Annotated in this window: 20 protein-coding genes and 1 pseudogene; 7 read left to right on the forward strand and 14 right to left on the reverse strand. The window is 41.7% G+C overall.

Annotated elements, in window-relative coordinates; all coding sequences use genetic code 11:
* The first annotated feature begins 149 nt into the window (after positions 1–149).
* From VFC49_RS06615 to VFC49_RS06645, 7 genes and pseudogenes are all read left to right on the forward strand, one after another.
* On the forward strand, positions 150–1373 hold the full coding sequence (locus VFC49_RS06615; protein WP_324734880.1) for a dihydroorotase: 1224 nt from the start codon (positions 150–152) through the stop codon (positions 1371–1373).
* A complete protein-coding gene (locus VFC49_RS06620) occupies positions 1357–2103 on the forward strand; it encodes a dihydroorotate dehydrogenase electron transfer subunit (RefSeq protein WP_324734881.1) in 747 nt (248 codons plus the stop codon). The genes VFC49_RS06615 and VFC49_RS06620 overlap by 17 nt, the downstream gene beginning before the upstream one ends.
* A 92-nt stretch (positions 2104–2195) precedes the next feature.
* Positions 2196–3065 (forward strand): annotated as a pseudogene (locus VFC49_RS06625) (radical SAM protein); the annotation flags it as partial.
* 75 nt (positions 3066–3140) lie between these two features.
* On the forward strand, positions 3141–3317 hold the full coding sequence (locus VFC49_RS06630) for a hypothetical protein (RefSeq protein ID WP_324736667.1): 177 nt from the start codon (positions 3141–3143) through the stop codon (positions 3315–3317).
* A 1-nt stretch (position 3318) separates the two neighbouring features.
* Complete coding sequence (locus VFC49_RS06635; protein ID WP_324734882.1) at positions 3319–3681, forward strand: hypothetical protein; 363 nt, start codon at positions 3319–3321, stop codon at positions 3679–3681.
* A 79-nt stretch (positions 3682–3760) separates the two neighbouring features.
* Positions 3761–3988, forward strand: a complete 228-nt coding sequence (locus VFC49_RS06640; protein WP_324734883.1) for a hypothetical protein — start codon at positions 3761–3763, stop codon at positions 3986–3988.
* A 30-nt stretch (positions 3989–4018) separates the two neighbouring features.
* A complete protein-coding gene (locus VFC49_RS06645; RefSeq protein WP_324734884.1) occupies positions 4019–4837 on the forward strand; it encodes a 7-cyano-7-deazaguanine synthase in 819 nt (272 codons plus the stop codon).
* On the opposite strand, the gene VFC49_RS06650 is transcribed toward VFC49_RS06645, so the two are convergent.
* The 14 genes from VFC49_RS06650 to VFC49_RS06715 all read right to left on the reverse strand — a co-directional run bounded on the left by VFC49_RS06650 (position 4810) and on the right by VFC49_RS06715 (position 18475).
* On the reverse strand, positions 4810–5235 hold the full coding sequence (locus VFC49_RS06650) for a hypothetical protein (protein WP_324734885.1): 426 nt from the start codon (positions 5233–5235) through the stop codon (positions 4810–4812). The genes VFC49_RS06645 and VFC49_RS06650 overlap by 28 nt on opposite strands.
* Positions 5232–6452 (reverse strand): alanyl-tRNA editing protein, encoded by a 1221-nt coding sequence (locus tag VFC49_RS06655; protein ID WP_324734886.1) that lies wholly within the window; start codon positions 6450–6452, stop codon positions 5232–5234. The genes VFC49_RS06650 and VFC49_RS06655 overlap by 4 nt, the downstream gene beginning before the upstream one ends.
* 58 nt (positions 6453–6510) lie before the next feature.
* Positions 6511–7158: a V-type ATP synthase subunit D gene (locus VFC49_RS06660; RefSeq protein ID WP_324734887.1), complete on the reverse strand. Its 648-nt coding sequence runs from the start codon at positions 7156–7158 to the stop codon at positions 6511–6513.
* Between the two features lie 27 nt (positions 7159–7185).
* Positions 7186–8574 (reverse strand): ATP synthase subunit B, encoded by a 1389-nt coding sequence (locus tag VFC49_RS06665; RefSeq protein WP_324736668.1) that lies wholly within the window; start codon positions 8572–8574, stop codon positions 7186–7188.
* A gap of 5 nt (positions 8575–8579) precedes the next feature.
* Positions 8580–10337: an ATP synthase subunit A gene (locus VFC49_RS06670; protein ID WP_420719611.1), complete on the reverse strand. Its 1758-nt coding sequence runs from the start codon at positions 10335–10337 to the stop codon at positions 8580–8582.
* A 5-nt stretch (positions 10338–10342) separates the two neighbouring features.
* Positions 10343–10651: a V-type ATP synthase subunit F gene (locus VFC49_RS06675; protein WP_324734889.1), complete on the reverse strand. Its 309-nt coding sequence runs from the start codon at positions 10649–10651 to the stop codon at positions 10343–10345.
* Positions 10648–11760, reverse strand: a complete 1113-nt coding sequence (locus VFC49_RS06680; protein WP_324734890.1) for a V-type ATP synthase subunit C — start codon at positions 11758–11760, stop codon at positions 10648–10650. Before VFC49_RS06680 ends, VFC49_RS06675 begins: the two co-directional genes overlap by 4 nt.
* A 6-nt stretch (positions 11761–11766) precedes the next feature.
* Entirely contained in the window at positions 11767–12378 is a 612-nt protein-coding gene (locus VFC49_RS06685; RefSeq protein WP_324734891.1) for a V-type ATP synthase subunit E, read from the reverse strand.
* A 32-nt stretch (positions 12379–12410) separates the two neighbouring features.
* Positions 12411–12896, reverse strand: a complete 486-nt coding sequence (locus VFC49_RS06690; RefSeq protein ID WP_013467973.1) for a V-type ATP synthase subunit K — start codon at positions 12894–12896, stop codon at positions 12411–12413.
* An 18-nt stretch (positions 12897–12914) separates the two neighbouring features.
* Complete coding sequence (locus VFC49_RS06695) at positions 12915–14894, reverse strand: V-type ATP synthase subunit I (protein WP_324734892.1); 1980 nt, start codon at positions 14892–14894, stop codon at positions 12915–12917.
* Position 14895: 1 nt separating this feature from the next.
* A complete protein-coding gene (locus tag VFC49_RS06700) occupies positions 14896–15207 on the reverse strand; it encodes a V-type ATP synthase subunit H (RefSeq protein WP_324736669.1) in 312 nt (103 codons plus the stop codon).
* A 136-nt stretch (positions 15208–15343) separates the two neighbouring features.
* Positions 15344–16024: a TrkA family potassium uptake protein gene (locus VFC49_RS06705; RefSeq protein ID WP_324734893.1), complete on the reverse strand. Its 681-nt coding sequence runs from the start codon at positions 16022–16024 to the stop codon at positions 15344–15346.
* Between the two features lie 4 nt (positions 16025–16028).
* Entirely contained in the window at positions 16029–17552 is a 1524-nt protein-coding gene (locus VFC49_RS06710) for a preprotein translocase subunit SecD (RefSeq protein WP_324734894.1), read from the reverse strand.
* Complete coding sequence (locus tag VFC49_RS06715; protein WP_324734895.1) at positions 17549–18475, reverse strand: protein translocase subunit SecF; 927 nt, start codon at positions 18473–18475, stop codon at positions 17549–17551. Before VFC49_RS06715 ends, VFC49_RS06710 begins: the two co-directional genes overlap by 4 nt.
* Positions 18476–18612 lie beyond the last annotated feature (137 nt).

The following is an 18612-nucleotide window of genomic DNA, read 5'->3' on the forward strand; positions in this document are numbered from 1 at the left end:
CAGCATTAATTTAATAAGCAAGCATATTTTATCAGATCATCCAGATAAAATTTTGTAGAAAGCCGAGAAAATCGTCTGAAACCTTATTTCATGACATCAATATCGAAAATCTTAAAAACATTGGGCATTTGACGTTTAAACGGGCACTTATGCATGAGCTTGTTCTAAAGGGCAAGTTTTTTGTTGAAAAGCATGTCATAAATGGATACATTGGGGTTGATAATGGTAAAATTACAAAGTTCTCAAAAAAGCCTCTCAATGGGGAAAAAATCATCGAAACAAAAGCTCACGAGATCATAATGCCTGGAATAATTGACGTTCATGTTCATTTAAGGGATTTCAATCAAAAGCATAAAGAGACAATAAAAAGCGGCACGATGGCTGCTCTTCATGGGGGAATAACAACAGTATTTGATATGCCAAATACAGATCCACCAGTTATGACTAAGGAAATTTTTGAAAAGAGGACAGAGCTCTTCAAGAGAAAATCTTATACAGATTACGCATTGGGCTTTTTAATTGCAGGAAACTGCAGTGAGGTTAAAAATGCAAAGGCAGATTTTTATAAAATTTTCATGGGAGCCTCCACAGGAGGAATCTACTCGGAAAATTTCGAAGAAGATTATACATGTGCTAACAAAAGGGTTAGTGTCCATGCCGAGGATTATGAGTTAATCCAAAAATTCCCAGAGAGGCCCAACATTGTGGAGGTCAAAGCTATTGAGAAAGCTCTGAATATTAGCAAAAAATTAAGGAAACCTCTCCACATTTGCCACGTCTCTACAAAAGAAGGGTTAAAGAGAATTTTGGAGGAAAGTCTTCCATGGATAAGCTTTGAAGTTACTCCTCATCACTTATTCCTGACTAAAAAGGACTTTAAGAAAAATCCACTTTTAAAAGTGTACCCTCCACTAAGAAGCAGAGAAGATGTCATATATCTTTGGCAGAACTTCGAAAAAATTCCAATCGTTGCAAGCGACCACGCGCCCCACACTTTGGATGAAAAAGAGGAAGGTGCAGCAGGTTTACCCGGATTAGAGACAGAATTATCTCTTCTCCTGACAGCATACAATAGAGGCATGGTTTCCCTTTGGGGTATAATTGAAAAAACATCTCTAAATCCAGCCAAGATTTTTGGAATAAAGAACAAAGGTTTCGAGGTTGGGAAAGACGCTGATTTAATAGTTGTGAACTTAAAAGAAGAGTGGAAAGTTGAGCCTGAAGAGTTTTACACAAAAGCAAAATGGAGTCCATTTGAAGGATGGAAGCTGAAAGGAAAAGTTGAAATGACTCTGCTTAGAGGAAAGATTGTTATGGAAGACAATGAAATCGTAGGAAAGCCAAGGGGGGAGAGAATTGTTATCAAGGGTTGAGCTAAGTGAAGTGTGGGAAGAAGCCAAGAACATTAAAGCCTTCCGCTTTAACAGAAAGCTCGATTTTGTGCCGGGTCAGTTTATAATGGTCTGGCTCCCAGGCTTTGGGGAAAAGCCGTTCAGCTTAGCTGATAGAGACCTAATCCTTGTAAAGAGAGTTGGAGCATTTACATCAAAAATGTTTGAGCTGAAAGAAGGGAATTACGTTTGGATTCGCGGTCCCTATGGAAGGGGATTTGAGCCAGAAGGTGAGAACATTGGAGTGATTGCAGGTGGAATTGGAATTCCCCCGCTGTATGCCCTTGTAAAGCATTATAGAGGGTATTTTGAGAGAATCACTTTAATTTATGGATCAAAAAGCGGAGATGAATTTGCACTGCTCGACATTGAGAATTATGTTGATGAAATTATTTTAACAACTGACGATGGAAGCTTAGGAGTTAAAGGATTTCCGACGGATGTTTTAGCAGAGAGAAAGGATGAATTTGACTATGTTTATACCTGCGGTCCCGAAGTCATGATGGCAAAAGTCCTCGAAATTATGAACTTTAAGAACGTTCAAGTTTCAGCTGAGAGGTATATGAAGTGCGGAATTGGTGTCTGTGGAAGCTGTGCCCTTGGGGAATATTTAGTGTGCAGAGATGGACCTGTGTTTTATGCAGAACAGCTCAAGAACGCAGAGCTTGGAAAATTCAGGAGACTGCCAGATGGGAGGATTGCAATGCTTTAACTATTTTTGTCCAATTAAATTTTTAATACCATCACAAACTCTCTTTTAAGGTGAGAAAAGTGAAGTACACGTGGGAAGAATTTGCGAGAAAAATGGGGATTGAAGTCGAGAGACTGGAAAATAAAGAAGCCAGAGAGCTAAAGAAGTTTGTTGATGAGTTAATAGTTCCAACCCACTGTCAGTTCTGCCAAGGATTGGATTTAAGCATCGATAATCCCGTCCATCATCCTTCCTACGAGCTGACTCCAGCATGCAATCATGACTGCATCTTCTGCTATTCAAATGTGGCAGTAAAATTGGGAAAAGCCCCAAAGCCCGGCTATTATGGCTGGGAGAATCCAAAGGCGATAACAATTTCCCAGTATGGAGAACCCTTGCTTTCACCAAGAATTGTTGAAGTTAATAAGATGCTCCGTGAAAAGTTTCCAGATGCCAGATTGGACTTGCAAACTAATGGGAGTCTTCTAACGGAGGAGCTCTGGCAAAAGCTTGATTTCGATTTAGTTATGATAAGTTTGGATGCCGCAAGCAGAGAAAAGCACAGAATGATTACGAATGCTGACACATTTGATAAAGTTGTAAACGCCCTCAAAATAGTTGGTTCTGATAAATCGGTTCGTTCAATTGTGAGGACAATCTTTATGCCGGGGATAAATGATGAGGATATTCCAAAGATCGCAGAGCTTGCTGCGTCACTCGGAATTGACGAAATGATGCTCCAGCCTTTGACAATTCATAAACTCAACGAAAAGAGGCTCAGAAAAGCAGGCTTGGACTTTGAAAGGGCGGAAAGTGTTAGAGAATTGCTTAGAATTGCAATGAAAGCCAAAAAATACATAGATGTCAGAATAAGAGGATGCCTGCTGGTTCAGCTCAAGAAAATGGATGCCTTAACACTCTACAACATCTACAAGGTATCAAGGGATGTTGCCCCTTTGGTTAAAAGAGAGAGAAAAGAGTTGGGTGAAGTTGAGGAAACCTGTGATGGTGGAGTTAGGATCAACATGGGAGAGAATGTGAACGTAGAAAAAATAGAGATGTCTCTAAAAAAACGTAAGGTAAAATACCTCAAAACAAAAAATTTGATTAAATTTACAAAAGATGATGTTGAAATAACCGTGTTTAAGAACGGAAAAATTTTGATAAGAGGAACTAATGATAAAGAAGAGATAAAGAGAATTATAAGTGAGTTTGGTCTCTTAAGGGGGGATTGAATTGGATATTTTCCAAGTACTTGCTTATGTTCTCATTATACCATTCGTTTTATTGAATGTCATGATTTCAATGATGGGATTTTTCATTTCAGCAGGAAGCAAATTGATGACAAAGATTTTCAGAATACAAATTCCCAAAAATGAAAAGAGAGAGTACGAAATTTTGTTTACGATCACGTGGATAGTAGCTGGGATATATGCCGTGAAAAGTTTCAAGAACACAAACGTACTCTTAGGAATCCTGACATTTTTGACTTTCAGAAATGGTGCAACCATATCTAAAAAACTCATTTACGGAATTCACGATGCAAATTTGATTAAAGAAAGTGCAGGAGACAAGAAAATTTTAAGGTTTAATAAATAGAGCAGTTGGGCTTGGCATACTGTCCGAAATCCTATTCTTATTTATTTGGGCTCTCTCTTACAGAGCTGTAACAATCGGGATGAACGCACTTCTTAGATTAGGGCTTAATGAGCTGGTTTTATATCTATGGATTGCAGGAGTCGTTTTTGGAGCAGTATTCGGGATGTTTATCTCCCATAACAACAAAGGAATCCTCCTTCAAAATGAAGTGATGCTTGTCCTTTTATTCGCTGGAAAGAAAGGATTTAGAACATTCACGAGTCTAAAACAGAGAACAAAACAGAACTTTCAGAAAGTGGAGGGATAATATTTTAAACCATCAAGATTTCCTTATATCATGCCCACATGCTCAGTTTGTATAAACAATGAGAAAACATCAAAGATCAAGATTGTCAATGGAAAACCCATTTGTAAGGAATGCATAGTGTACCTCAGCCATAAACCGGATAAGAGCAAGATTCAGGTAGAATTGGAGGAGCTTATGAAGGATGTTGATAAAGCAATTGTGGCTTTTTCTGGCGGAAAAGACAGCACAGTTGCACTTTATTTAGCCAAAGAAGTTTACAAGGTTCCAGAGCTTGAAGCAGTTATGATTGACCACGGCTTTATGGCAGGGAAAGCGATTGAAAATGCCAAAAGAATAGCGGAATATCTGAATGTGCAATTTACAATTCTAAGATATGACTATTCAGACATCTTTCGTGAGGCTTTCTTAAAGGCTCAATCTCCATGCAGGAGATGCTCCAAGAGAACCATGGAAAAGCTGAGAAAGTATGCACTGAAGAAGGGAGTCAAATACATAATCACAGGTCACGAATTACCTTTTGGCCATCATCCCTACCGCTTAATGTCTGGCGGGGTAGTTCAGATTAGGCTTTTGAGCTTGATGAGCGAAAGCGAAAGATTTGAAATTCTGAAAAAGCTACCTTTTGAGTTTCCCAAGTTAGCTGGATATACAACGAACTGCCTCATCTTAGGTCCAGCCTTGGAGAGGTACTATGAAAAACACGGCTTCAGCTTTGAGTATAGGAGAATAGCAGCTTTAGTTAGGTATGGGCTTTTAGACAGAGAGAAAGCTTTGGAAAAAGTGAAGAAGCCAGAGATTCCAGAAGAGATAAAGAGAAAGGTCTACGAGCGTTTAGGCATAAGCGAGTAAACAACCAGAGCAACAAGTGTGATAATGGTGGAATCAACGAACAGATTTTTATTTACAAGGAAAACAATCAAATTACCTAAAAATGCTGTATAAAGAGGAATTAACACCTCAAGCTTTTCCCCTCTTGTAAGGGATTTTATTGTATGTCCAAGCATCCTTCGAAGCTCTTCCTCAGTGAGATACAGAACTTCATCTGAGTTGCCGATAATATAAGGCTCCCTTTTCTTAGAGGGGGTTGAGGGTATTAGGAGGAGCACTGAGATGAGTACGAGCATATAAACCCAGCTAAACAGGAAATTTAGCCACAAAGGTGAAGCATCCGGAGATATTTCTGCAGCAACAAAGCCCAAGAAGAAATACAGTGGGGTAAGAAGCAGAAACTTGTCACTTCTCTTCATAACATCTCCCTCAGCTTCTTCTTAGCAATCTCAAGCACCTTCTCCGGCTCAACTCTAAATCCTCCACCCTTAGCTAAAACTTCACTGCCTCCCCCACCGCCACCCGTCTCCTTGAGGACTTCCCTCAAAAGCTCCTTCATTGAAACACCTTCAACACTTCTATTCTTTGCAAATATCACATAGTTCCTCCCAACAACTAAAGCAATTGTGTCTGGATTCTTATCTACCAAATAGACCACAAAAGCTTGAGCATCTTTCATATCAAGCTCTTCAACTGTGCTAACGATTTTAAGTCCTCTAACTTCTTCAGACTCTTTTAAAAGTGCTTTAGCTTTCCACTCCCATAATTCAAGCCTCAGAGCTTTTTTCTCCTCTTCAAGCTTTACAATCTCGCTTTTAAGTTCCCTAATCCTCTTAATCAAAGGCCTGTTCTTATTTGGCATCTCATCCAAGCTTTCCCAGTAATCTTCCAAGAGCTCATCTAAATATCTCAAAGCTCTATTGCCGCAGACGAACTCAATACGCCAGATGTTTTTGCTCTTCTTGTAGAAGTTCACAACTTTAATAAAGCCGACCTCCCCCGTGCTTTTTACATGAGTTCCCCCACAAGGGATTACGTCAACACCCGGAATGCTGACAATCCTTATTGGGGGCTTAACCCTATCAGAAAGATCTTTTCGGAGCTGGTTTCTTAAATCCTCCGGAAGCTCATCGTAAAATTCAATTTCGACAGGCAAGTCTTTGCTAACAATTTCATTAGCCCTAATCTCAGCATTTAAAATATGCTCCCAAGTCAGCTTTCCATCAAAATCAATCTCAATCTTGTTGTAGTTTTCAAAAATTTGAAAGCCCGTCGTGTTGCTGTCGTACAAATCTTTTAGAACTGCTGAGAGAATGTGCTGACCCGTATGCTGCTTCATGTTTTCGTATCTCCACTCCCAGTCAAGCTTAAGGTCAACTTCTTCTCCAGGCTTTGGTTCCCTGCCTTTCAAAGTTCCCTCATGCCATATCTCATCTTTACCATAAACTTTCTCTACTTTAATTTCAAAGCCATCCCCTCTGATAATTCCTTTGTCGCTCGGCTGACCGCCACCCTCAGGATAGAAAATTGTCCTATCAAGCTTGAGTTTGACTCTATTTCCCTTAACTTCAAGGGTCTCAATTTTTGCCTTTGCTTCCTTGAGATAAGCATCCTCATAAAAGAGCTTAGCAGTCATGGAATCACCCAACAGAGAATAAAAAGGGACAATATAAAAATGTTATTAGATGAAAAGCTCACTCAGCCTCAGCTCTCGCTTCAAGGATTGCTTTAACCCTTTTAAGCCTGAAGAAGTTTTCTCTTTCCATTTCATCCAAGTGTTGGCTGATGAACTTTACAGTGTTCTTCATTCTTGGGATTATTATGTATTCGAGGGCATTTACCCTCCTCTTTGTCTTTTCAATTTCCTTTGCCAATCTTTTGAGAGTCTCCTCCACTTCAGCCAAGCGAATAGCTAATTCCAATACCTCCTCAAACTTCTCTGCTGCCAAATCAACCCTCGGAGAGCTTGCAACAAATGTATATCCCCTTTCATCTGGCTTTCTCTTGAAAGATTCTGCCTCAATCAGCGGTACTGAAACACCCATGATGTTTCTCTTCCTTATTTCGACTTCCTTGTTTGGCTTAACACCAAGGGCAATCTCCTTAAGTCTTAACACTCCAACGTCAATCTCAGCCAAACGTAAAGTTTCAAAGGCTTCCCCTATCTTCTGGTTAAGCTCTCTCCTCAGGTTCAATGCCTCGTCATAAATTGTAAAAAACTCCATAATCAAAGCATCTTGCTTCTCCTTGAGAAGTTTATGTCCCTTTTCTGCAAGCTTAATGCGCCTTTTTAGTTTGAGCAACTCCATACGTGTTGGCTTGACTTTAAGCATCTCTGGCATCTCAGCTCACCTCAGAAAATAATGGAATCAAGAGGAGCGCCTGTACTTTGGATGGTACTTCCTGATGTACTTTGGCTCAATTCTCTTAAGCTCGCTCTCTGGAAGCATTGCAAGCAATTCCCAGCCAAGGTCAAGTGTTTCTTCAATGCTTCTGTCCTCATCATATGCCTGAGCAACGAATTCCCTCTCAAATCTGTCAGCGAAAGCCAAGTACTTCCTATCGGTCTCAGATAGTGCCTCTTCACCGACAACTGCAACCAAGTCTCTTAAGCTCCTACCCTCAGCATAAGCGGCATATAACTGCTGGCTTAATTGTGGATGATCCTCTCTTGTTCTTCCCTTACCGATACCGTCCTTCATCAATCTGCTCAATGATGGCAGAACGTCAATTGGTGGATAAATGCCTTTTCTGTGCAGGTCTCTGCTGAGAACGATCTGACCCTCTGTAATGTAGCCTGTCAGGTCTGGAATTGGGTGTGTAATGTCATCGTCAGGCATCGTGAGAATTGGCATCTGTGTGATTGAACCCTTCTTGCCTCTAACTCTACCGGCCCTCTCATAAATTGTTGCCAAGTCTGTGTAGAGGTAACCGGGATAACCCCTTCTTCCTGGGACTTCCTCTCTTGCTGCTGAAATTTCACGCAAAGCTTCACAGTAGTTTGTCATGTCCGTAAGAATGACCAAGACCTGCATATCGTAGTCGAAAGCTAAGTATTCAGCAACTGTGAGAGCCATTCTTGGGGTAATGATACGCTCAATAGCCGGGTCATCTGCAAGATTGAGGAAAAGCACAGCCCTCTCAATTGCACCCGTCTCTTCAAAGCTCTTTTTGAAGAAGTTTGCCTCCTCATATGTGATGCCCATGGCTGCAAAAACGACAGCGAACTGCTCTTCTTCCCCTAAAACCTTAGCTTGCCTTGCAATCTGAGCAGCTAACTGGTTGTGTGGCAAACCAGAACCGCTGAAGATTGGCAGCTTTTGACCCCTAACGAGGGTATTCATTCCATCGATAGCAGAAATACCCGTCTGAATGAAGTCCCTTGGGTATGCTCTCGCGACGGGATTGAGTGGGGCACCGTGAACATCTCTCCTGTCCTCCGGAATTATCTCCGGACCTCCATCAATTGGCTTACCAATACCACTGAATACCCTTCCAAGCATATCCATGCTCACTGGGACTTTCAATGTCTCGCCGGTGAACCTTACGCGTGTGGTTTTAACATCCAAATCCCTTGTTCCCTCGAAAACCTGAACAATTGCCATGTTTTCCCTTGCTTCCAGCACTTGACCTTTTCTCTTCTCCCCGCTCTCTGTCTCTATCTCAACGACTTCACCGTAAGCTACTCCTTTGACTCCCTGAACAATCATGAGAGGACCATAGATCTTGCTAATTGTGGAGTATTCCCTTCCTGACATTCTTATCACGCCCCATACTTCTTAAAGAGTTCCTCAAACTGTTCCTTTGTCTCATCAATAAGCTTGGCAATCTCATCAATGTTTGGTTCAAACTTCATTCTACCAATCTTCTCCCTCACTGGAAGTTTGGCAATCTCTTCAACCGGTATCCCCCTGTCAATTGCCTGCATGGTGTAGTTGTAGAAGTTGAGCAGAACACGCATCATTGTGACCTGCTTCTTTGGTGGACAGTAAGTGTCAACCTCATGGAACGCATCCTGCTGGAGATAATCTTCTCTGATCATTCTTGTGACCAAAAGAACTGCTCTCTCCCTGTCTGGCAGAGCATCTGGGCCAACAATTCTGACAATCTCCTGGAGTTCAGCCTCCTTCTGGAGGAGCTTCATTGCAGTATCCCTCATCTCTTTCCACTCTGGATCAATATTCTGATGCCACCAATCCTTAACTGCATCAACATAAAGCGAATAGCTCATAAGCCAGTTGATTGCTGGGAAGTGTCTTCTTCTTGCTAAGTCAGCATCTAATGCCCAGAAAACCTTTACAACTCTCAAGGTGTTCTGAACGACAGGCTCTGAGAAGTCACCTCCGGGTGGTGAAACAGCCCCGATAACTGAAACGCTTCCAACTCTGTAGTCGCTTCCCAGTGTGACAACTCTACCAGCTCTCTCATAGAATTCAGCAATTTTTGAAGCTAAATATGCTGGATAACCCTCCTCACCGGGCATCTCCTCTAAACGACCGGAGATTTCTCTCAAAGCCTCAGCCCATCTTGAGGTTGAGTCTGCCATCAAAGCTACATCATATCCCATGTCCCTGAAGTACTCCGCAATTGTGATTCCCGTGTAAATTGAAGCTTCTCTCGCTGCGACAGGCATGTTTGAGGTGTTTGCAATTAAAACTGTTCTCTCCATTAACGGTTTTCCACTTCTTGGGTCTTTGAGCTTTGGAAATTCTTCAAGAACATCCGTCATCTCGTTGCCTCTCTCACCGCAGCCGATGTAAACCACAACTTGAGCATCACTCCACTTTGCTAACTGGTGCTGTGTAACCGTCTTTCCGCTTCCGAAAGGACCTGGAATTGCTGCAGTTCCGCCTTTGGCTTGTGGGAAGAATGTGTCAATTGTTCTCTGGCCAGTGATAAGCGGAACATGCGGTGGGAGTTTCTCCTTGTAAGGTCTCTTCTTTCTGACAGGCCACTTCTGATACATTTTTAATTCTTTAATCTCACCGCTTGGTGTCTTAACTTTCGCAATTATTTCCTCAATCGTGTAGTCTCCTTCTTCAGCGATCTCAACAATTTCTCCCTCGATTCCAGGGGGAACCAGTATTTTGTGGACGATTAGACTTGTCTCTGGGACTTCACCGATAATGTCTCCAGAAACTACTTTGTCACCAACTTTAACCTTCGGTGTGAAGTGCCACTTCTTGTCCCTTGGTAATGCTGGAGCTGTCAAACCTCTTGCAATGAAATCACCGCTTTTCTCTCTGAGAACCTCAAGGGGTCTCTGAATACCGTCATAAATCGAAGTCAGCAAACCAGGACCGAGCTCAACGCTAAGTGAGGCACCCGTTCCAATAACCGGTTCTCCCGGCTTAAGGCCTGCGGTTTCCTCATAAACCTGGATGACAGCTTTATCTCCCTCGAGCCTAATGATTTCCCCTATCAGACCAAGTTCACCAACCTTAACGACTTCGTACATCCTTGCTCCTCTCATGTTATCAGCAACAACCAGAGGTCCGGTAACTCTAATTACCTTTCCCATTTTTTTCACCTCTTTAACTCAACACCAATCGCTTTTCTTACAATTTCCCTCAGCTGTTCTTCACCAAAGATTGAACCAAATTTATCAGGAATTTGAAGGATGATTGGAAATGCAACATCAGGTATTTCAATTCTCTGAGCCAAACGTTCGGTAATCAGTATTATACCCACATCTTCCCTCTCTATGAGTTCCTTTAACTTATTCTTTGCTCGTTCGTTTTCAAGCGGAGTTTCTTCAAAAGAATAAACCTCATGAACCCCAGCGAGTTTAAATCCTAAAGCAGTGTCCCTGTCACCCATTAAAACTATCTTCATGGCAGTTCACCCACAATAGCCTTTATGCTCTCTGGCTTTATTTTGTCTTCAATAAGTTTGGCTATTGCCTTAAGCTTTCTTATTTCACTCTCCTTTGCGAGAATGTAGTTTAGTGGAATTGCAACACTCAATGGGTAGAACCTTGTCAGTTCGTTGATTTTTCTCTTTATATACCTCTCAAACGCTTTGTTAAACACATCCAAGTCGCCGCTCTCAAGGCCTTCTCTAACCTCTCTGAGCACCCCACCATATTTAGTTGAGTCAAGCTCAGCCAGTGCCATACTCAAGTCTTCAACGTGCATTAGAGCATCTAAAACCCTCTGGCTTAAGCTCCCCCCAGGAATCAGGAATGATCTTATCTTATCCGCACCCAGACCATGGAGCTTTGCCCTCAAAATTGTCATCAAGTTTATCTTGTCGATTTTGAGTCTAACGAACTCCTCAAGGATTTTTCTCTCTTCATCCTTCCTTGACTGTGCATATTTCAGCAACTTTGCATAATGCATTTTGTAAAGCTCTGTTTCAAATTCTTCGATAGTGATTTCTTTTAGGAGAAGCCCCTGATAAACTTCCTCATATTCTGTTCCCTCGAGGATAACAAGAATTTCCTCCAATGTTTTGGCTTCAGCCATGGCTTTAATTTTCTCAACCATGGTTCCAAGCTCTGCTATGTAATCCCTTGCAACCTCACCGTAAACCTTAGCTTTAACAATTGCGGAGATATTTCTAATGTCCCACTCTTCAAGGAGAAGCTTAAAGAATGGATTTATCCTTTTGGGCAGGATCTTAAACATCAACCTATAAGTATCTGCAAGGGCTTCATCAAATGCCCTATCAATTGTTTCAGCCGTATATATCGAGAGCTTACTTAGATAAGGCTTGTAATCACTATCCTCCAGATTCATAACAAACGTGTTAAGATCTTTTGATTCTGCAAGCTCATTAAACCTTTGCTCCGTAAACAGTCTCGCCTCCATGGCCCTGATTCTTGCATTTGGATAGGAGTATGGAGTGTATTTGTAAATAATCGAGCCTGTTTTGTAAGCTATCCACGTAAAGACAACGGCAAGGGTTGTGTCCAAGATGCCGGTTATTGTGCTGATTTCCACTTTCCATCACCCAAAGAGCACTTTTGCTATTCTTGACCTAAGTTCGCTTTCCAGACGATCAATTCTTGCTTCAAAAGTATTGTCAACTCTGATAGTCCTATCGGCATTCTCAACCAAAACCCCACCAATGGTGCTAATTTTGTCTCCAAGCTCAATGCGTATCTCCCTACCAGTTTTCTCGTTCAAGAATGCCTTAATTTCCTCAAGTTTCTCTGCTATTAACTGCAGAGTCGCTTCATTTGAACTGACCCTAATCCTATCTTCACCAAGTTCCTTAACAGCCTGAAGCATTAAATCTTTAACAACCCCAAGATACTCATCTTTTGGAAGATTCGCCAGCCTTTCTTTGAGGCTTTTAAGAACTTCATTTATGAACTCTTCCTGAAGAGCCAGCCTTTTCTTTCTAATTTCAAGCTTAGCATTCGCTATAATTCTCTGCTTTTCTATTTCAGCTTGTGTTTGTGCTTTTCTTAAAATCCACTCTGCCTTGGCTCTTGCTCTTTTCTCTGCTTCTGCTTTAATGTCTTCAGCCTGCTTCTCTGCCTCGCTTAAGATATACCTTATCTTCTGCTCTGCCTCTCTGTTTATCTCTTCGATGATCAGCTTTGCTCCTTCCATTGCTCTGCCTCCCTAAAGGAAAGTTAGGGGGCTCAGAAGCCCACTCCCGTGACTATCAATATCAAAGCACCGACAAGACCGAAGATTGCCATTGTCTCAGCCATAGCAGCAAAGATGATGCCCTGTGTGAAAGTCTTGGGATTCTTTGCAACTGCACCAATGCCTGCTGAGGCTATTATACCCTGAGGAATTGCTGAAAGACCTGTGAGACCAACTGTAAGACCAGCTCCTAAGAGAATTGCGCTCTTAATTATGTTTTCCTGAGTTGTTGCAGCAAATTTGAAGCTTCCACCAAGTATTCCCGAGACCAGCGCTATAAGGAACAGTGTGATCAAACCGTAAATGCTCTGTGTCATTGGAAGACCTTCGAGTATCAGAGCATTTTTAAAGTTCTTCTCATCCTCCGCAACTGCACCTGCTGCCGCAGCACCCGCTATACCAACACCAAATGAGGATGCTGCACCAGCTATACCTGCCGCCAATGCCATTCCCAAAGCAACATAAACTATTGGATCCATTTTTCAACACCTCCTACCTCAAATTTCAAGTTCCGAGACTTCCCTTCTTGATTTGAAAGGTTCAAACCTTTTACCTTCTCCAGAGTAAAATGTTCCGAAAAATTCAACATAATGCAAACGGAGAGCATGAACGAAAGCACCTAAGGCATTTATTGCCGTTGAAAATATCTGCCCGCCAATGAAAACTACCAGGCCCACGGCTATGCCAAGAGGAACTGAACCTATTTTTAAACCCCATATCATCTGGACAATTATGTTGACAACCATGGCAATTCCCGATGTTGCCAAAGCCAAAGCCATCAATCTTGCATAGCTGAGCCAGTTTCCAACAAAGCCGAAAAAGTCAGATATTGTCATCAAAAGCTTCATTGGAATTGGAAGGTCATTTTGAAACTCAGACACTGCAAAGAGAACAAACCCAGCCCCAAAGACAATCTTTGCAGCTTCAGCACTTCCCATGCCTACCATTGAAAGCGCAAAGAGTATTACTCCAAGTATTATGAGCATCCATGACAGCTGTTCAAGTACTGCCTCTTTAATTTGCCTGTTCTTAAGTTTGACAATAAAGCCAAGGGTGTATCCAATAAACAGATGAAGGATACCTATTGCTAATGCTATCTCAAGAACGATCAGTGCATCTCTCATTGCATCCAGCTTACGCCACACATGGAACCCTGCAAGGTCAAGAATATTCCCGAAGTAGCTGCCAAAGAATATTCCCATAAGCATCGTGAAAAACGCACTCCACAGCAGTATGTTTGCGAATTTCCATGTTCCATCTTTCAAGTGCCTATGTCCCTTAACGAGGAGCGCCGCAACGGTTCCAATTAAAAGTCCATACATGAAATCCGTGAGCATGAAACCGAAGAAGAATGAGTACGTAAATGCCAAAATTGGTGTTGGATCAATTTCATTGTACTTCGGAACCCCAAACATCTCCGTAAGCATTTCAAATGGGGCTATGAGCTTCGGATTTTTGAGTTTGATTGGAACTTCCTCAAGCTCTTCTTTAGTTGGTTCCTTGATATTGATGTAAACTTTGCCCTCTGTAATTCTCTTTATACCCTCCACAACCCTTGGAACATCTTTCCTTGGAAGCCAGCCGAGCATAGCAAAGGTCATGTTTGTTCTGACGAGATTGTTTAAGATGTTCGCTTTATCCCTTTCATTTTCCATGAGCTCCTGATAGAACACTACATCATCATAATACTTTCTTGCAAGTTCTTTTGCCTCTTTCTCTGCTTTTGCCAACTCCTTCTCCTTTTCAGCCAATTGGTGCTGATACTCTCTCATAACTTCCCTCGGGGTACCTTTTCCTTCCGGAACCTCTATACGCTCAAAAGCGTACTTGGCCAGTATTGGATTTGCTCTCTCATAGTCTCTCTTGAGAATAGCAAACACAACCAAATACCTGGCTTTAAGCTGCTTTGAAACATATGCAACTCTACCCTCAAGAGTTTTCGTCAATTCTTCTATCAGCGGAGAATACTTGTCCCTATCAACAAAGCCAACAACGATTTCAATCTTCTCGGTTGGTCTGAGATATGAAATATCAATGTCCAGAGCAGATAAAAGCTCAAGAACTGCCATATTATTTTTTATTCTTTCTATTTCCGTGTTAATCGAACTTATTCTGCTCTCAACCTGTTTGATTTGCGGCTCAATGTTCTCTAAGAACCTCTCAACATCCTTTACAAGATCCTCAATGCTCTTGTATTTGTATTTCCTTTTAGATTTCATTGGTGGAAAGAAAAACTCCTTAATGCCGCTTTTTTTCTCTTCCCTATATGTTTCAAGAAACTCAACCAAGCGGGATATCCCAATGCTGTAAGAAGTTGCTTTACGATAAAACTCATTGGGGACATCTTTTTGCGCAATTTCAACGTCAAGCTCCCTTATTTCAACCACACCTTCCTCATGAAGATACGTTAAAAGCCTATCCTTATATCTATTAATACTTATGAGCTCAATCTTGACCATCTCTTCGGGCCTAAACATTTCAGCCCCCTCTTATGAGTTTTATGCTCTCATCAATTGCTTTTTCGAGATTTTCAGTTGCTCTCACTTTAAGTTCTTCAAGCTCCTTAGTTCCCTCTTCAATAAGCCTATTAGCTTCAATTTCTCCCTCTTTCTTTTTCTGTTCAATCACCATCTTTGCTTTCTCTTGAGCCTCAGCAATTATTTTACTCTCAAGTTTTTTCGCTTCTTCTTTTGCTTTTTGAATGATGAGCTTTGCCTCCTCTTTTGCTTTTTCAATTCTCTCCTTAGCTTGTTTTTCAGCTTCCACGATTTGCTTAATAATTTCTTCCATGAGTATCATCTCCTGATGATGGATGAAAATCAGGCTCATTTTTGGCTACTCTAACTGGTTTAAATAGTTTATGCTCGTGGGATATGGCAATATGCTGAAAAAAGAAAGGGAAAATTTAAGGATAATACTTTACTTCTCATTCTTTTTTCTTTTCAATGAGTGACTTAATCTCTTTAAGCGCATTATTTTTAGCAAATATTACAATCTGTCCCTTCTTTGGAAGTTTGGTGTCACCAGATGGGATAACCAAATTGCCTTTTTCATCATAAATTGCAACTATGAGGGAATCTTTTGGAAGGCCGAGATCCTTTACAACTTTCTCAGCAACTTCGCTGTTTTCATCGATCTTAAACTGGACAATTTCAGCACCTTCTTTTGGGAATAATACCCTATCAAACCCCGGAGTGACTATACTCCTGAAGATATAATTCGCCGCTATCTCCTCAGGACTTATAACAAAGTCAAAGTACCTTTTGAGGTCCTCAACTCTCTCAAAGACTTCTTTGTTCTTCGGATTGCTGACCCTTAAGATCGTTGTGACTTTTGGATTTAGGTGCTTCGCCAAAATGCAGGCAAGGAGATTTGCATCGTCCCTTCCAGTTAAAGCAGCAAAAGCATCAGCCTGCTTTATATTCGCCTCCTCAAGAGTTTTTTGATCAGTTGCATCCCCCTCGATTACAAGACCATTAATTAAGAGGGAAAGTTCTTTGGCTCTCTCTTTGTTCATTTCGATTATTGTGACATCATGACCCTCTGCCTCAAGCATTTTTGCAACAAGATAGCCAACCCTGCCTGCTCCCATTATTACAACGAACATCCAATCACCTCTTTTCCCCAATGAGGAACTTCGCTATCTCCGCATATGCTGGTCTCGTTATGAGTATTCCAATCATTACACCAAGTATTGTTGTAAATGCAAATCCTCTCAGTCCTCCAACGAAGAACTTAAAGAGAAAGCTCATTGCTACGACTGTTGTTGTTGCCGATGCCAAAATGACAAAGAACGCCCTTCCCATTCTTTTGAGTATGCTACTTCTCTTAACGATCTTCTCCCTTCCCCTTCTTCCCAAGAGTTCGTCAGTTATAACTATTTGCTGATCGACTCCAGTTCCTATGGCTGCTATTATTCCCGCAATACTTGGGAGATCAAGATTCCATTTGATCAATGCAGCAATTCCAAGGATTATTATTACCTCGCTCAGACTTGTAAATGTTACGGGTATGGCTATCTTAAGCCTCCTGTAGTGAAGCCAGATTATGAGTCCAACAACAATCAAAGCCGCTATACCGGCAATTAGAACCTGCCTCTTGAAATTCTCACCAAGCTCTGGGGAAATATACTGGGAACCTTCCACGTAGACCTTAACAGGCAGAGAACCACTGCTCAGGACAACCGCTATTACCTGAGCCTCCTGCTGGGCAAGATACTGATTTGGGGCAGTTCCTGTTATTCTCACATTGGTTTGGGGGACTCCCTGAGCAAGACCTGATCCAAGAGAGTATGGACCATACAGTCCCAGGGCTCTTGTTATCACGTTCTTTAAACTCTCCCCCTGTTGCGGCTCAAAGTACCTAACCTTTATTCCCCTTGCTTCAAGCTGATCCTTAAGGTTTTTATCGACACCAACAAGAACCACAAGCTCCTTGTTCTTCGCAAGGTTTGCTATCTCTTCAGCACTTTGATTTGTATAGGCAATTGTGTCAATGTTGAAAGCTTTTTTGATCCTTTCAGTTAGAGGCATGGCATTTGGGGCTTCAGCTTTAAAATCTGTTGTCATAAGATTATAACCATCCCGGGAAACCACAAACAGGGAATTCACTGGAGGATCAAGGAACATGTCCACAGGGTAGCCTGCTTTACCCTTAGCCAGCTCTGCAAATTTTTCTGCAGCTTGCTTTGATATCCTGAAGGGGACAGACCATTCATAGTAAGTTCCCTTTGGCTCTATCTGAATTGAAAATACCTGAACAATGTCTTTACCGGTTGCAAACACAACTCCCTCAAACTCAGCATAGAATACACCCTGTCGCTCTATCGTTTCTTTTACGCTTCTCGCCTCCTCTTCAGTTACACCGGCAACCTTTACAATGAGATACTGATTGCCCCAAGGCTCAACTTTAATATCTTTCACACCAAGCTGGTTCAGCCTCTTCTCGAGGGATATTTTAACCTGCTCCATGGTATTTTGATCCACCGGCTTTTCAAGTTTAACCGTGATGGCAGTTCCACCACTTATATCAAGACCGAAGGTTAAACCATACGTCAGGAGAGAGGCTATTGAGCCGAGTATAAAAATTGTGAGCAGCAAAATCCTCCAGTTGAGAAATAGTTTTTTCCAGTTCATCTTCTACCCCTCCTCTTCTTCTTGGAAGCTCTTGAAGCTTTAGATGTCCCAGAAGATTTTCTCTTTTCCCTTTCCTCCCTCTTTGCTATGAACCACCTCAAGACACCTGCATTCAAAATCCATGTGTTCATGAAGTCCGCGAGCAGACCGAATATAAGCACTATCGCAATTTCATCAATGACCTTAGCTGTTGAAAACAGCCAGAGTGAGGCTAAAGCCCCTAAAGTAGTTGTGCTCATTGTAAAACCTGTTGAAACAGCCGAAAAGTATGCTTCCTCCACAGTGTCTTCTTTCCTCTTGAGCAGTTTGGTTGTCAGAAGAATGTTGCTGTCTACAGAATAACCAATAAGCATCAGCAAAGCGGCAATTGTTGCTTGGCTGAGTTCAATACCGAAGATGCTCATTAAAGCTAAGGCTATCACCATATCTGAAAAGGCTGAGAATATGACTGTGAATGAGGGAACTGGGACTCTGAAGAACAGGAACACAACAATCGCCATTCCAAGGAATGCCAAGGAAATTGCCTTTATTCCCTGTTCCCTTGCCATTGCTCCAAAGGTGGGTCGAACTTCTGATATGGCGTACTTTGCATTCGGAAAAAGTTGCCTCAGAGCCTCTCTTATTTTTTCGGGATCAACTTCGGCAGGGGCATAAACATTTATTCCACTGCTCTCTTTTCCAATCCCTGTGAACTTCTCCACTCTGACATCAACCCCAAGTTGCTGAGATAAGTATTTAGCGACCTCATCTGGATTTGTATCTACACCGTAGGCAGTTACAACAACACCACCTTTGAGGTCAATTCCAAGTTGCGGAAAGTGAACAACAAGTATTAAAAGTGCCACAAAGAATACAACAAGAGGGTAAACTATCATCTTTCTGGTCTCAATTTCGGTAAGCTTTTTAAGCTTGTCTTTGATCATTCTTTCCACCTCTGGATAATTTTAAAGACTTTCGATTAGACTCTTTTCCATTACTTCGGCGAAACTATTTTAAAAGTATGTGGTATTTAAGTTTGCCCTTGAGCACTCAACTTTAAAAGGTGAAAGCTTAAAGGTTA

The sequence above is a fragment of the Thermococcus sp. SY098 genome, assembly GCF_035621495.1.
In the GTDB taxonomy this organism is placed as follows: domain Archaea; phylum Methanobacteriota_B; class Thermococci; order Thermococcales; family Thermococcaceae; genus Thermococcus_B.